This window comes from Aeromonas sp. s9 (assembly GCF_040907765.1).
In the GTDB taxonomy this organism is placed as follows: Bacteria; Pseudomonadota; Gammaproteobacteria; order Enterobacterales; family Aeromonadaceae; genus Aeromonas; species Aeromonas caviae.
The window spans coordinates 1-15,111 of sequence record NZ_JBFOCK010000049.1 but is presented as its reverse complement, the minus strand read 5'-3'; the positions used below and the strand labels follow the sequence as shown (position 1 = coordinate 15,111).

The following is a 15,111-nucleotide window of genomic DNA, read 5'->3' as shown; positions in this document are numbered from 1 at the left end:
AACGATAACCAACTGGCGATGTTATTCACGCTGGCCAACCTGTTTCGGGCGGACCAAATGATACGTCAGTGGGAGAGATCTCACTAAAAACTGGGGATAACGCCTTAAATGGCGAAGAAACGGTCTAAATAGGCTGATTCAAGGCATTTACGGGAGAAAAAATCGGCTCAAACATGAAGAAATGAAATGACTGAGTCAGCCGAGAAGAATTTCCCCGCTTATTCGCACCTTCCCTAAGAATGAACGCTTTGGTTGACATTTTTTCTAACTGAGAGGCAGCAAGCAGAGCGTGCCCACTTGCCCCATGTCAATATTGGTTTAACCTTGGCAAACCATCGGGCTGCCCTGCAAAAAGCCTATCGGCCTGGCATTACCGCGCTCACGACCTGCGATCAGCGTCTTCAAGATCCCCAGAATCTCGGCAGCTCCAAGCTTGCGCCTTTGCAGGCGCTGGCGGCGCTTGAGAACCGCGATATCGCCGAGGGTCACGCCCCCCAGACCGGGCAGGGATGATCCGATCTCGCGCAGGGTCGCTTTATCGACACAGCCTTCCAGGGCGCCATGGAGTTGGGCCGGCAGCAGCGGACAGAGTTCAAGCTGGTAGTCAAAACGCCGGGCAACCGCCGTATCGAGACGATCGAGAAAGTTAGTTGCCACCACCAGCATGCCGTCGAAGTGCTCAATCTGCTGCAACAGCTCGTTGACCTGACTGGTTTCCCAGCCCTGGTGATGGCTGCGGCGGTCCGTCAACAGGCTGTCTACCTCATCGAGAAACAAGATGGCGTTACGCTCTCTGGCCTCGACAAATGCCTGCGCCATCGCCTGTTCGGATTCACCCACATATTTGTGTAGCAGTTCCGATCCCAGCCTCTGTACCACCTCGCAGCCAAGCTGCTTGCCCAGGTGATGAACCAGCGCCGTTTTGCCGGTGCCCGGCAAGCCGTGCAACAAGATCCTGCCCTCTCTTGCCTGTTTGAGTGATACCATCAGCTCGGCGATATCGATATCCTGCTGGAGCTGGCCGTCACGCCCTCGCAGGTTGAGCAGTCCTGCGTCAAATTCGCCCTCCATCCGGTAAGCGCAAGCCGCCTCTTTTGTCTGAGATTTTCCCCCTGCCCTTTTGCCAATCGGATTGCCAGGGCACTCATCCGACTCGATGTTAAAGGCCCGCTCACGCTGATCCAGCCAGTGCTCAATGGCATCTGCGGCATCCTTGCGCTTGAGCCCGAGACTACATATCAGACTGGCCACTCTCTGGATATCGGCCTGTGACAACCAGGTACGCTCAGCCCAGTGCGCGATCTGCTGCCGGGTGATCCCGAGGCCCCGCACTGCCTTGGTAAACAGGCGGATGCGGGTGTCGGGATTGGGAAACTCGAATTGCTGCAACCAGTTGAAGCGGCGCAGACAGGCGGCATCAATACTCGCCACATCATTGGTGGTCCAGATAACCGGGACTGGGTTATCTTCCAGCAATTGGTGGCGCCTGTTTTTGGCGATGGTGCCGCTCATCAGGAGATCGTCCCCCTCATCGACCAGCAACATGCAGCTACCATTGCGTCCAAGCAGGCGCTGGGCCAGCAACAGTTCACTCACCCGGCTCTGCATACCGTTTCGGCGAAAGGCGTTGGCATCCTCTTCGCTGCGCAAGGTGTAGAGTGTCAGGTTGGCCAGCCCAGCCAGCAAACAGGCAAGCTGCGTCTTGCCGGTGCCCGGTTTTCCCCATAGCAGGGCATTCCAGCCTGACGGCATCTGCTGATCCAGCATGCCAGCATGCTCAACCAGGGCACCCAGCTGCATATGGCCGTAATCGTCCAGCGTCAGCTGGCTGGGGGGCATCTCCTCGAGCACATCGGAGATCAACTCAACCGGTTTTTCCAGCGTCTGGGTCAGCAGCTTTTCGGCCAACAGCAGATCCATGTTGATACTCACCCCCAACAAAGAGTCCGCCTCACGATGGAGAAAGGCGACCTCTCGCATCCAGTTGGCACCGCTGAGGTAGTGACGCAGTGCCTCTAGCGGATAGCCTATCATCGCCGCCAGCAGCGGCAAGCGGCTACCCTGTCTGTCGGCATCACCGGCCTCTTCAATCATCTGCTGCAGACCAGGATGCAAGGTGTAGATAGTGATAAAGCGCAAGAGGGCCAGGCTGAGTGGCGAGTCTTCACCGACCTGCCGATCGAGCAACTCACAGTTGTGCCAGAGACAGACGGGTTTGGGAGCGGCGGCACGGGTCTTGAGCAACTTCAGCAGTGCCTGCCGGCTGGCGAGATCCTGGGGGCTCAGCTCAAACTGCTCAAGTTGGCGGGGCTCCATCTCGCGCAACTGCGGATACACTGAGGGAATGGTGCGCAGCAGTTGCCACAGATACCCGCACGCAACCCCATTGAGGGCCGAACTTTTTTTGATTGCTGTCATGATATGCCTCTCTCACCAACCGACGCTGCCAGATGACCGCTCTGGTGCCCATTAAAGCGCGCACCAGGGCAATGGACGATACTGAACGTATAGACATGTAACAAAAACAGGCACATCCCTCGTTTGCATCTGCAATCGGGGCCTTGACCTATTCAGGGGGCGGGTATCAAGCCCGCAGGCTTAAGGGGTGAGTCGAAAGATGGCGATACAAGCGGCGCACCCAGTAGCGGGACACCCGCCCCACCTTGGGGCCTGTGACCTCAATCAAGGCAGTGAACGCAGGTTGATCGGGGGCGGATTGCGCAAGCGACATCCGTACCCAACAAAGCGTTTTCTTCCGCCGAGGCGAGCAGAGCCGAAACAGCGCCTGCCGTCCACGCAAGATGTCATTCAACATGGTCAGTGACCAAAGTTCGCATCTGCGCGAGTTCATTCGTGCGCAGGCAGCATCCAGCTCTGGCCAACTCGCCACCTGCTGTAACCAGGGCGTTTGCAGATGGCGTAGTCGCTGGGCTGAGTCCGGCAAAGGGTGCCGTTCGTCCAGCTTGAGTCGCTCACACAGATACTGAAACTGGCGAGATCTATCATCTGCCTGCTCCACCTTCAGGACCGTAGCTGCAACCTCTGTCAGATCCGCCATATTCCGCAACGCCTGCCAGTCGCCAGGAAAGCGCCCCGCTCGAGCCAACGCTAGGGCAGGGTTGAGCGGGTCGAGTAGACGACTGAGCCATAACCCACCGTCATCATGATGTGGTAACGAGCGGATCAGTACGCTGCCGGTAAGCTCGGGCGCATGAAACAGCAGGAACAGCTGCACGGGGCCAATTCTCGGCTCATGACGCAGGGCCAGATAGGCCTCGGGTTCCTCATATAGAAAGAGCCGTAGATAATCACGCTGCCATTCGATGGCAAGATTGAGCCGCAGGCGGTCAAGAAAACGGAGCAAACTGCGGCGCGGCGCCAACCCCATAGCGTGCAACAACGCACGCTGCCCACAGGCTGCGTGTTTCACGATGGGTAAATTGTCTTGCGGCCAATATAGCGCCGCCAAAAACAGCAAGATGGGCCTGAGTTTGAGCAGCTCGGCACAAGACGCATGCTGTCGTGCCAACGACAAGAGCCGCAAGGCCAGCTCGCCATAAGGGGCTGCCGCCCCCTTTAGCTCATCGGGTATGCCGGCCAGAAAATGATCTGGTAGATGGGAGAGTGGCAGCGGCAGATGGGCATCCTGATATTCCGCACTTCCTGCACTCTGGCTGAGGCAGCGCAGCCCCGCCTGCCAGTTTTCGACCAACAAGCTGGTACCAATTTCCTGAATTTCATATCGCAATTCCATACGCCCCCTCCCTTTCCTCACCCGAAACAACCACCTTGTCGCGTATCCACTCATACCAGGTCTTTGAAGCCAGTTCGATTGCCAATAATGATGTCAGTCACCCTCAAACAAGGTTGGTGGTGTGCTCTGCACATCACACCTGAGAAGACCCTGGGAGTTGGTGCGGCAAACGGTGCCATCAGAAGCGCGCAGATTCCCGAAGCTGTCTTTGCACCAAGTGATGCCGATGCCAGAGTCTTTGATATTGCCGAACGCATTCTCGCGCTAGGCACCGCGCTTGCCATCGTCACACTGATAACGAGTATTGCCCAATGCATCTTCCCGATAGGTGCAACTGGCTGCCAGCACCGCCAGGGGCAATAGCCCGAGCTGCAGCGCCACCAACAATACCCGGCGCACAGCTCCCGGTAAGCAAGTTTGACCGTTCATCATCCAACTCCTCCCTTAGGTGGAGGAAGTCAGCTTGACTATACCCATCCCCCCTGGCTGCTTCGATACTGGGATTTTGCACATGTCGTATTTTCAGGCAGGCGCTATACCTCGTTAAGATCTGTGAGAACAGCGACACTCATCAAGATTCAGGTATGGTATGCTGGACCAAAATGGAACTTGTTTTAGTTTGAGGAATGCCATGCCAATTCCCCCGCCCCCGACGACATTTCGCTGCCCTCAATGCGGCTGGCACAAGACGGTTGCCCCCAAGAGTGACGTACTGGTACGCGGCCATAGCTGGTTCGAAACATGCCCCGAGTGTAACCATGCACCACCTGAACAAGCGCCGGCCACCCTGGTGGATCTGACCATCGCTAAGCTGAAGGATGTCATCCGAAAGTAACCGCTGTTATTACCCCTTGCTATTCCAGCCAGTTCGTCACAAGCCCGTTGAGGTCGCAGAGATGCCGTGTGCTGGGGTCATGGTTACAGAAGCTAGCTATTCATCTGATTGAGAAGGAGATCGTCATTGAATTTTGAACAGTTGAAAACTCGTCACCGGGCGCTGCGTGAACACTCACCTGCCAACCTAAAGTTGCGTGTGCATCGCGCATTGAGCTGGCTGCAGCGGGCAGAGATGGCAGAAGATGAAGATGGCCGCTTCATTTTTCTCTGGATTGCGTTCAACGCTGCCTATGCCACCGAAATCGATGACAATCGCCGCTTGTCGGAGCAGGAAACCTTTAAATCCTTTCTGGAAAAACTGTGCGAGCTGGATGAGCACAGGCAGATCGAGCAGCTCGTGTGGCAGGAGTTTTCGGGAAGTATCCGTATCTTGCTGGATACGCCTGTTGTACTGCAGAGTTTCTGGGATTTTCACAGCGGCAAGATAAGTGAAACACAGTGGAAGGAACGGCTGGCACAGGGCAAGAGAATGGCGTCCCAGGCGCTGGCTAGCGGCAATACCCCCCAGTTGCTGGGGGTCGTATTTAACCGTCTCTACACCCTGCGGAATCAACTGATGCATGGCGGCGCCACCTGGAATGGTTCGGTCAATCGCAAGCAGCTTAAAGATTGTGCAAACCTGTTAGGCAAGCTGACCCCGGTGATCATCGCGCTGATGATGTCCCACCCACAAACCCTGTGGGGGGACGCCTGTTATCCAGTGGTGGAAATAGCGGGTTAGTTCGATACCTGCGGGGGACGCATCTCGGATGAATCTGCCAGGTAAAAGGCCCCCGCTAACATGCCATAGACAATGCGAACCCGGATATCTGCGCCCAGCAGCGCTCCAAGCAGGGCTTCGCCCTCTTGCAGGGTGTCGCTGTGCCAGAAACACCAGAGCGCCGCTTCGACCACATCGAGCCAATTGCCTCGGCCAAGTTGATTACGTGACTTTCGACGCCAGCTCCCCCGCACCACAGCACCGGTGTTGGGGGACTGAGCGGCCAACGCCCTCTGCTCCATCGCACTGAGGGTGAGTCCGTCCAGTTTGGCCTGTGCGCTGCCACGGCTTCCCCTCAGCAGCTTGTCGAGTTGCAATGCCAGTAACCGCATGGCATCACCACATGCAAGCGTCATATCGTCATCCAGCAATGCGGCGGCCCCTGCCATGAGTTGCTCCCGCCCTTGATAGATGGGCAGAGCCGTGCGATCCAAGCGATGCCGATCAATATGCAAAGCCAAACGTGCCACTCTGCACAGTTCAGTACAGGGACGCGATCCCCCGGTTTCCTTCAATGGCACAGCGCCCAACCGACCCTGTTCTTCTGCGATCAGGGTAGCAAGTTCGCCCGCCTGCTCGGCTGGCAACAGGCAACAGATCCCCTTGATCAGCGGCATGGCCGACTGACCCGATATCAGCGTTGAATTCATAGAACCTCAGTGACGATGGCGTTTGAAATGAGTCATGCCGTTGCTGACACACCACCCGGTAGCTCAGGTAGTGGCACTGCTGGCATTAGCGCGTTGGGGGTATCAGAGAACCTTCTGTTTGCTGCTGCCTGGACGCTGTGGGCTCGAACGGTTGAAGTAGCCAGCCATAAGCAGGGCGCCTTTGGCTGTGGCGACCATTCCCCTCAATGGCGCAGGGCACAAGGATTGACACGGGTAGGTGATAACCGGCTTGCCATTCATGACATACTCCCTTGACGCCGCTTTTGATGGACTCATTATATGTAGCCTGTATACTCATGACGATACTGGTTACATACACATGTCGCATTTTGGAGCACATATGGCACCCAAAGAGCTCACCTGGGATCAGACCCTGCGTTTTCGTCTGCTGGAGATCGTGTTGCAGTGGGAGGGCAGGCTGACGACCAATCACCTGATGACGGCCTTCAACATCGGCCGCCAACAGGCCTCACGGGATATCAACCACTACCTGGCCCACTACTCGCCAGAAGGGCTCGTCTATGACAAAAGTCTGAAGGGATACAAGCCCACCGAGCAATTTGCCCCCCGCTTTAGTGAAGGCAAGCTGGGTGAATACTTGATGCTGCTGCACCGGGAGAAGCAATATCAGCGTCAGCACGAATCAGGGATCCTGACTCTCCCCTTGATGGACCTGCGCTACGGCCACATAGAGATCCTGGATGTGCCAAACCGCCATATCGATCCGAAAATCGTGCGCGGCCTGGTGCAGGCGGCTCGAGGGCAATTACGGGTGGATGTGGACTATGTCTCGCTCAGCTCAGAGGAGCAGAGCGGTCGCAATATCGTACCCCATACCCTGGTCTATGACGGGATCCGCTGGCATGTACGCGCCTATTGCGAGAAGAAAGGGGAATATCTGGATTTTGTGATGAGCCGCTTTCGCGCAGAGCCGGAACTGTTGGACGCCTCTCCACATGGCCGGGATCAGGATCTGGAGTGGAACACCCAGGTCACCGCCGTGGTTATCCCCAACCCAAGCCTCAGTGAAGGGCAACAAGCCATTATAGGCAGCGACTACGCCATGACTGATGGTTGTCTTCAGCTCACCCAGCGGCTCCCCCTGATGCACTACGCACTGGAGCGAATGCAAGTCAGCTATAACGACGAGCATGAGAGCCATCCCCTGCTCTACCCGCTGGTGCTGGCCAACCGGGAGGAGCTCATCCAGCAAGGCTGCACCTTCAAGCTCAAGAGTGCGGATCTTCAAGTGCTGCCACACTAGTGGCACTCCCTGCACTCATCACATCCGGCAAAGAAAACTAAACAAGAAAGGCTCCCGCCATGGCGGGAGCCTTTTCCAATCAAAGACCCCAAATTACATCGTGCCAAGACGAGTCAGCAATTGATCATAATTAGCCAATTCCTGCTCTTTATGCTGCAAGCCCTGACGAACCAGTTCCAGTTCATTCTGAATATCTTGAGTCAGATCATTCTGAATGCTTGTCTGCAAGTGATCCAACTGCGCAACTACCTCAGTTACCCCCTTTTTCAATCGCGTTTCCAGCTGTGCGAAAACATTCGAGAGGGCTTGATCCAGATAACTTCGTAGCCTGTTCATTTCTCCCTGCTCTTTCAGCTCACCACTGAAGGGGATAATGGCGGTAGCATCTCCAAGTGATAACTCAAGAGTAGGCAGAGCCAACCGGTTGATCGCCCCCTCCAACGTCCCCTTGAACAAAGCTGGATTGAAGTGCTCATTGCCCGTATCTAGATGCTTGAGCAGTGCCTTGCGCAAACTGTTTTTCAACTCCAACGGAGAGATAAGTCGGTTGATATGGTTACGCATCTGCTCGGCACACTGGTGGCCATAGTCACGTACCTGTTCGATAGCATCAGATGCACTGAGGTAGTCATAACTGACGGTGCGAGTGTAATACTCCCTTCTGGTATCACCCCATGTCCAAGGCTTATACCATGTGGAGTCACTGACCGTTCGGTAGCGCTCCTCCTCATGGGTAGCGGTACGGGTTTGCAGACGGCTGAAACGTCCACGGTCCGAATCCAGCTGCCCCAACATGGCACTGCTATCCTGCTGCGCTTTAGTTTTCACTCCCTCAATCAGTGTTCGTAGCTCATTGGCAATTGCCGACAATCGCTTATCGCAGCCCTGCTGTTGCTTCTCCAGCGATTGCAGATCCTGGGTTTTTAGCAGCGTCATGCGCTGAGTCACCCGCAAGGCAAAGTTATCGCGCCACTGGCTAAGACGTTCTTCAGTCTCTTGCTCAAGCCCTTCTCTCTGCTGTTTAAGCAGTGGCTCGCGATCCCGGCGCGCCTGCTGATAGGCTCCCGTCAGCGCATCGAAGTTGGCCAACCGCAACCATTGCGCCGGAGTGATGGGCTCGTCCCAGCATTCCTCGGCCATCTCCTGCAACTGGCCGTGGGTGTGGCGCATACTGTTGCCCCATTTTTCCTCGGGCCAGTTCGCAAAGCCGTAGGCGAAGGTGCTGGCAAACACTGGCTCGGCCAGCTGTGTCAGCACCTCGGCCAGCCGATCCTGACCGCGCTCACGGCGCTGTTTAACCAACTCGTTGACCTTCTCGCTGGCCCCTCGTTGCAGGCGGCGACGAATATTGGCCTCGGTCTCGGCCAGCGAGGTGCGATCATAACCATCATCGAGCAGGGTTGAATCGAACTGACCCGCCACCAACACCAGCCGCTTGACCCCCTTGCCCGGCAGTTGCTCGCTCAGCAGACGCACATCCGACTCGTCGAGGAACTGGCTGCAACGGGAGAGGAAGAACACCACATCGCAGTTCGCCATATAGTCGCGGGTCTTCTGGGAGCGACTCTGCACCGGATCGTTCATACCGGGTGTATCGACCACCTCGAAGCCTTTCAGCGATTCATCGGGCAGCGTCAGCACGGTCGATTTGACCAGCGCGGTGTAACGACCATCGTTACCCGCGTACTGGTTCAGCAAACCTTGCAGCCCGGCCACGTCATCGGCATAGAAGGTGTCACAATGCTCTTCGCCACCGATCCGTTGCCAGTGCAGCGTCAGATCTATCCCGGATGCCTGCACCATGGTCACCAACTCACGGGCGACCTTGCTCGCGTCACCCTCCCCGGCTTGATTGGCTTGGCCCACAATCTCGTCCCACTCCTGCTGGCTGTAATATTCCACCTGCAGGCTATGGCGCTCGCCATAGACCACCTTGGTCAGATTCGCGGTCTTGGGGGTTGCCGCTTCGGGCAAAATTGGGCGGCCATCGAATAGCAACGCATTAAGGAAGGTACTCTTGCCCGCCTTGACCTGGCCCATAATGCCGATATTAAGGGTCTGTTCCTGCTGTTGCCAGCGGGAGAGCTTGGCAGCGTAATCCTTTTTAATTTCCGCCAGCGTGATAACGTCGATGGGAAATTTATTATCACACTCAAGGAGAAGCATATACATACGTTCAATTTGCGTCATCATTACCACCTATTATTCAAAAAAATGTTTTATCGAAGGAGATACGTTAATTTCTATATTGTTCTTCTTGATAAAAAAGGATAACTCTTTCGGTACATTAGTAAGTTCACGGGCTGGCTCTGATATATCTGATGCAAAGGCGTACCAAATAATCCCCCTGTACTCAACATAGGGACTAATTGTTATTAATTGTAACTTCCCCAGCTCACACAATTCTTTGGGCAGAGTCCTGCAATTGAAACTCAAGAAAGATAAGGTTTTTAAATTTTTCAACCTCCCTATACTGGCAGGGATTTTTTTAATTTTTCTGACTTGATGCTCAACGATTCAAGACCACTTAACAAATATAGCTCTTCAGGAAGAGAATCCCACCTAACTACTGAGTCGTTTACCTTATAGCCCTCATTATTTAGCTGTTTAACATTGGCAAGCGCACCTATATTTCTAGGTAAAATATTGGTAGGTATTTTGTTATCATCGGCCCACTTAAATAACCGCCTAGCCGCATTGGGACGATAATGATAAAGAAATTCACCCCAGCCTTGATAGGGTAGTAAGTCCATGTCGAAATACGGTTCATCAATCGCCTCGGTTGGCAAGCCAAGAATAAAGGCAGCTAGATAGACAATATTTCCTAACTCTTGCTCTTTCAGCGCGAAGAAACCAGCTAGCGCCTCTACTAGTGAAACCACGCTCTCCGTTAATGGCTTATCAATACGGGAAAAGATCATACTATCGAGCAGTAAGCCCCTGATTAGACATGGGTCCTGTTTCAACAGCTTGATGGCGTCTCCCAATTGATCCTTGGCCAGCCGCTCGGCCAGCTTACATAGCTCGGCCTGTCGATCTGCCAACCCTATGCTCGGTAGCCAGAAATCCAGCATCCTTTGCTGCTGCTCGCTGATGGTGCCCTCGCTCAGCAATACCATCAGCAGCAGGGCGACATAGTGGCTGCGAGTCACCTCATCCTTATCGGCCGCATAGTGGTCGTGATAGGGTTGTTCAAATATCCGTAGATTATCGATCTGACGTAATATATTCATATTGAAATTACCTGTTGACTTTATTGACAAACAAGGGAAGCCAACTATTCAAGCCATCAGGAATTGTTATGACCTTGGCAACTACAGGTGGAAGGACACGATGATCGTAAACGACACCCCAAGTGTTGCGACGCCAATCTTCATCTTGAGCACATATACTTAAAATAATACATCTCGGGAAAAACAGCTGCCGATAAGCATCAATTTCCTGCGTGTGAATAACTATAGTTGTGGGGTGAACAAACTCACCAGATGAGTATGGTAACTTAGGGAAAACATCGTAAGAAACTAGCCAGCTCGGCCTCTTCCCGATGGATCGACTATATCTGGCAATCCTTACATCATCAGCAAATTCCTCCGCTTCTAGCCCAACTCCACCATTAAGTATCTTAAGACATAAAAATGAGAGCCGACGAATGGAGTCATTATTGTTGAGCAATAGAGCCACTTGCTGTTGCAATCTGTTCAAGCCATCTTTAGATAAGGTACCTGAAATTCGCAACAGCATCATCAAATCGAACGTAAATGAATGTGCTTTAGACGAGTTATCTTTTAATACAGACAATGTTTCAAATAATTCTTTCTTATCTAGCTTTGCCACCTGCTGTAAATGAAATGCTAATGGCCGGTCTATTTTCATAGAACGTAACAACATTTCAAATAAGCGCACCTGAGGCTCAGTCAATCCCCCTTCCTCCAGAAGATTGGCGGCCAATAGCGTTAGATACCGCTCCTTTTCTACCAACTCCTTATCTGCCATAAAGTGAGGCGCTAAAGGCTCCAGATCGGGCCGAACCTGATCCAGCATATCGAGTAGCGATGGTTTGCTCATGGGTGGCATTCCTTTTTGTAGTTTCATTGGAGCAATCAAGCCTGAAGCACCAGCAAGGCCGAATAAGAGGGAATATCCCGACGCAATAACTTCGGTAAGTTGGTCAGTGGAAGGTCACGAGTCAGTGGCAGCCAGATCGCGGGATCGCAATCCGCCGCTGATACACCCCACTCCTCCGCCAATTGTCCGAGCATAACCGAAAGTTGAATCGCGCCGAGATCCAGCAGACTGATGTCATCCGGCTCCGGCAGCGCAATACCGACCTTATCCCCTATTGCTTTAAGCTCGGTAAAGAAGCGCCCCTGAAGCTCGGCCAGTGCCTGCGCCAACTGCTCCAACTGATCCAGCTCGCCCTTGCATTTGCGCTGCACGCTGTCGATATCGGCCTGCACATCGCCATCGTCACTCAGGGCGAGGATACGATTGAACTTGCCCAGCAGCCGCTGCGCCTCCTGACGGGCCTCGTCTATAAAGCGCTGATAAGCCATAAATTGGCGCTTGAACTGCTGGGCAAAGCCCAGCTCGCGGCGGGCCTGGTTCCACTGGCCGAAATAATCAAGCAGCGGTTCGGGGCCATAGTTGCTGCGCGGGCGGTTGGAGAAAGGGAGCACATCGAGCACCGCCAACCCGCGCTTGGCCAGGGTATCTCGCACCAGCACCACTATGTTGGCGATCTCCTCGGGCGGATGTTTGTCGGCCCGGCTCAGCACGATCAGCTTGGGAATGGCACGATCCAGACTGGCGAGGAAGGCGATGTCCTCCTCGGTGATGGTGCCCTGGTCGGCGGGCACCAGCCAGACGATAAACTGGGCGCCGTTGAGCTGGGTGCGAGCCAGACTGGCATCGGTGCGCTCGCTGCCCGCCTCATCGGCCTTGCTGTAACCGGGGGTGTCGAGCAGTGCGAGATTACCCCAGGGCAGCGCCGGATGAGTGACCACCACCGACTTGAGCAGACCGCTGATCTGGCTGCCATAGAGGGATTTTTCCTCGTGGGTCAGGGTGCGAAACTGGGCGTGGCTCAGCGGCACCATCCGATTGAACAGGTTGAGCGCATGGACACCGATCTCCTCTCCCTTGCCCTGCACCAGATAGGTGGGTAGCGAGGTGGTGGGATCGACCTCAGTCACCAGACACTTGCGATCACCAACCAGCGCATTGATCAGCGACGACTTGCCCGCGCTGAAGCTGCCCCCCAGCCCGACCACCACTTTGCCCGGCAGCTCCGGAAATTCGCAAAACTCGCGAAAACGCACAATCTCCAGCCGCAGCGCCTGCAACAGATCGGCGACGTTGTCCGGCGCGCCCTTGCGGGCCAGCGCGGGCAGCTCCTGCCCGATCAGCTGTTCGAGCGCCTGCAACCGGCTCTCCAGCTCTTTGCCACTCTCTTTGGGTGCCGTCTCGCAGGCCTGGCAGAGCAGGGCATAGCGATCGCGCAGATCCGATTCACCCAACTGGGCAAACAGGGGGTTAGTCATGGGAAAACTCCTTCAGCTTGATTAGCAGGCTCGCCAGTTCGGCATGCTCTGCTTGAAAACGCGCCTTGTTGCTGGCGTCGGTCGCCTGCTCGGTGGCCAACTGTTCGGCCAGTTGCCGCAGGGACTGTTGCAGATGACCGATCTTGCGGTCAGCCTCCATCGTGACCATCGCCATCACCTGCTCGATGCTCTTGCTCAAAGCCTGCGTAATGGGTGATCTGACCTGAGCCAGACAATTGGGGATAAGGGTTTGCAGCACATATTGCCGAGCCTCTTCCCGCTGCTGGCGTTGCGCCATTTCCTTACTGACATTGTCAAACAGTGCGCCGAGAATGGATTTAAGGATGGGGGCGAAGATCATCAGCGCCGGGATACGGGTCAGGGCCGCCAGCGCCAGCGGCAACAGGCCGCTCATCACGTCCTTGAACATGCCACCACTATCGCCATTCAACTGAAACTGATGGTCAAAGTTCAGTTCACCAAAAGCCCCTTCCGAGAGCCGCTCAAGCTGGCTCAGCTTGCTGCTGATCAATGGTTTGAGGCGATCCTCCATGCCGCTGGCATAGGCCATGCGCAGCGCCGTACCGATAGCGCCATTGATGTCACCCCCACGCAGCAGGCTACCCGTCAGCGATTCGAGCTGAGACTTGAGGCGACTCTCAAACTGCTCGGCAATATAGCTGGCAATGGGGCTGACTTGAACCTGCAACTGCTGCTCGGTCTGTTGCAGATCCTGGCGCAGCGCCTCTTGCTCCTGGCCTAGCTGCGCCTGCTTGCCTCTGATCTCCTCAATGGTGAGGTTCTCGCTATTGAGCAGTTGGTGCAGGTGGCACAGCAGGGTCTCTATCCGCTGTTCGGCTTGGCGACCCACACGCTGATGGAAGAAATGCTGGTTGAGCGGGAGCAGTTGTTGCAAGGCGCTGGCCCAGCCTTCGGTGGTATCGCCGCTCGATTTGGTTTTGCGGCTCACCGTGCTGACCGAGAGCAGCGACCCGCCGGTGATGGTCTCGATCTCGCCCTTTACCTGAGCCAATACACTGGCGACATCTTCCGGGGTCTTCTTGTCACACTTGGTCAGTACCAGCATCATCGGCTTCTTATTGATCGCCAGCTCTTCGATGATCTTCTTCAGGCTCTCTTTGAGCCCACCTTCATCCACACTGACCACAACGCAATACGCCGAGCTGCGCTCCAAATAGTTGTCGATGGCATTCGAGTGATCCTCGATCCCCGACTCCCAGCCTGGCATATCGACCAGGGTCATGCCCTCCAACCCGGCCAACACCGGCGACGGGGTGGCAACCTCAACCCAGCTGCCGGGCGGAACCTCGCCAAACGCCTGCTCTTTGAGGGCATCGCGATCAAGCCGAACATCTGACCTATCGGGATGATGCAGAGTGATGGTTTCAGACTCCGCATGGCGAAGCTCGGTCGGCAGGCAGGTCTCCGGATTGACCGCGACCGATAGCAGGCTATCACCCAGCAAGAAGTTGATAAGAGATGACTTGCCAGCGCTGAATGAGCCGATAAGGGGAAGGCGAACCGAAAACTGGTTTAGCTCAGCGGTTAATACGGCCAACTCATCAAGAGGAAAATTGTGTGAAGTCCAAATGACCTCGATACGGGGAAGACTTTCCTTGAGAAATATCTGTTCGTGGAGCATAGAATCCTCATGTTCTATAGATGGCAACTTTTCGCGCTAACCCATTGAAGAAAAAACAACAAGCGCCTAGTGGAACCATCATACAGAGGATGTCAGCTTCTTTTAAGGAGTGTATAAATTCACATGTCACATTTTCAGGCAGAAGTTGGCCAAACGTACTACTACGATATCGGGGTGAGTAATACGCCAGCAAATCTGAGCTGTACAGATCTAGTTATCACCTGACACCGGCCTCAAACCGGTGTCTTGTTTACGCTACTTTAGTGCGCACTTCCTTCGGTATCAATTTCAGACCCTTTTTGAACATGCTGTAGGGGGTTTGACCCTCCATCATCCTGCCCTGATGTGGCCGCTGGGTGTTGTAGTGATCCAGATAGCTGTCCAGGTCTGTCTGCATCTGCTCCACTGATTCATACCAGGTCGTCCTCCCCTTGATACGGAAGTGTTCATCCAGCAGGGTGCGATGTAGCCGCTCGATAAAGCCGTTGCTCTGCGGCCTGCGTACCTTGGTGGTCCGGTGCGCAATCCCCTCCAGTTGCAGGAACAGCTCGTAGGGGTGATG

The 15,111-nt window shown here is 54.9% G+C and carries 12 protein-coding genes; 2 read left to right on the top strand and 10 right to left on the bottom strand.

All coding sequences use genetic code 11. From position 1 onward, the window contains the following. Positions 1-318 precede the first annotated feature (318 nt). The 3 genes from AB5Y54_RS10405 to AB5Y54_RS10395 all read right to left on the bottom strand — a co-directional run bounded on the left by AB5Y54_RS10405 (position 319) and on the right by AB5Y54_RS10395 (position 4,183). The gene (locus AB5Y54_RS10405; RefSeq protein ID WP_041212657.1) at positions 319-2,418 is read right to left on the bottom strand and encodes an AAA family ATPase; all 2,100 of its coding nucleotides are present in this window, start codon (positions 2,416-2,418) and stop codon (positions 319-321) included. A gap of 166 nt (positions 2,419-2,584) precedes the next feature. Continuing rightward, on the bottom strand, positions 2,585-3,754 hold the full coding sequence (locus AB5Y54_RS10400) for a hypothetical protein (protein ID WP_041212656.1): 1,170 nt from the start codon (positions 3,752-3,754) through the stop codon (positions 2,585-2,587). 264 nt (positions 3,755-4,018) lie between these two features. Beyond that, positions 4,019-4,183 carry a hypothetical protein gene (locus AB5Y54_RS10395; protein ID WP_232535685.1) on the bottom strand — a complete coding sequence of 55 codons (165 nt, stop codon included), beginning with the start codon at positions 4,181-4,183 and terminating at the stop codon, positions 4,019-4,021. Between the two features lie 532 nt (positions 4,184-4,715). On the opposite strand from AB5Y54_RS10395, the gene AB5Y54_RS10390 reads away from it, so the two are divergent. Next, positions 4,716-5,372, top strand: a complete 657-nt coding sequence (locus AB5Y54_RS10390; protein WP_041212654.1) for a HEPN domain-containing protein — start codon at positions 4,716-4,718, stop codon at positions 5,370-5,372. Here AB5Y54_RS10390 and AB5Y54_RS10385 read toward each other — a convergent pair. Continuing rightward, positions 5,369-6,061 carry an ADP-ribosylglycohydrolase gene (locus AB5Y54_RS10385; protein ID WP_234887596.1) on the bottom strand — a complete coding sequence of 231 codons (693 nt, stop codon included), beginning with the start codon at positions 6,059-6,061 and terminating at the stop codon, positions 5,369-5,371. The genes AB5Y54_RS10390 and AB5Y54_RS10385 overlap by 4 nt on opposite strands. 361 nt (positions 6,062-6,422) lie before the next feature. Here AB5Y54_RS10385 and AB5Y54_RS10380 point away from each other — a divergent pair, with 361 nt between their 5' ends. Then, positions 6,423-7,346, top strand: coding sequence for a WYL domain-containing protein (locus AB5Y54_RS10380; protein ID WP_368153683.1), 924 nt, complete (start codon positions 6,423-6,425; stop codon positions 7,344-7,346). 93 nt (positions 7,347-7,439) lie between these two features. Here AB5Y54_RS10380 and AB5Y54_RS10375 read toward each other — a convergent pair whose 3' ends face one another. From AB5Y54_RS10375 to AB5Y54_RS10350, 6 genes are all read right to left on the bottom strand, one after another. Next, positions 7,440-9,536: a dynamin family protein gene (locus tag AB5Y54_RS10375; RefSeq protein WP_161653745.1), complete on the bottom strand. Its 2,097-nt coding sequence runs from the start codon at positions 9,534-9,536 to the stop codon at positions 7,440-7,442. 278 nt (positions 9,537-9,814) lie between these two features. Further along, positions 9,815-10,579 (bottom strand): hypothetical protein, encoded by a 765-nt coding sequence (locus tag AB5Y54_RS10370; RefSeq protein ID WP_368153681.1) that lies wholly within the window; start codon positions 10,577-10,579, stop codon positions 9,815-9,817. A 7-nt stretch (positions 10,580-10,586) separates the two neighbouring features. Beyond that, positions 10,587-11,411, bottom strand: coding sequence for a hypothetical protein (locus AB5Y54_RS10365; protein ID WP_368153679.1), 825 nt, complete (start codon positions 11,409-11,411; stop codon positions 10,587-10,589). A 35-nt stretch (positions 11,412-11,446) separates the two neighbouring features. Further along, positions 11,447-12,886 (bottom strand): dynamin family protein, encoded by a 1,440-nt coding sequence (locus AB5Y54_RS10360; RefSeq protein ID WP_368153677.1) that lies wholly within the window; start codon positions 12,884-12,886, stop codon positions 11,447-11,449. Next, a complete protein-coding gene (locus AB5Y54_RS10355; protein WP_161653741.1) occupies positions 12,879-14,549 on the bottom strand; it encodes a dynamin family protein in 1,671 nt (556 codons plus the stop codon). The genes AB5Y54_RS10360 and AB5Y54_RS10355 overlap by 8 nt, the downstream gene beginning before the upstream one ends. A 250-nt stretch (positions 14,550-14,799) precedes the next feature. Beyond that, positions 14,800-15,111, bottom strand: a 312-nt coding sequence (locus AB5Y54_RS10350) for an integrase core domain-containing protein (RefSeq protein WP_368153675.1), incomplete at its 5' end; no start/stop codon positions are given.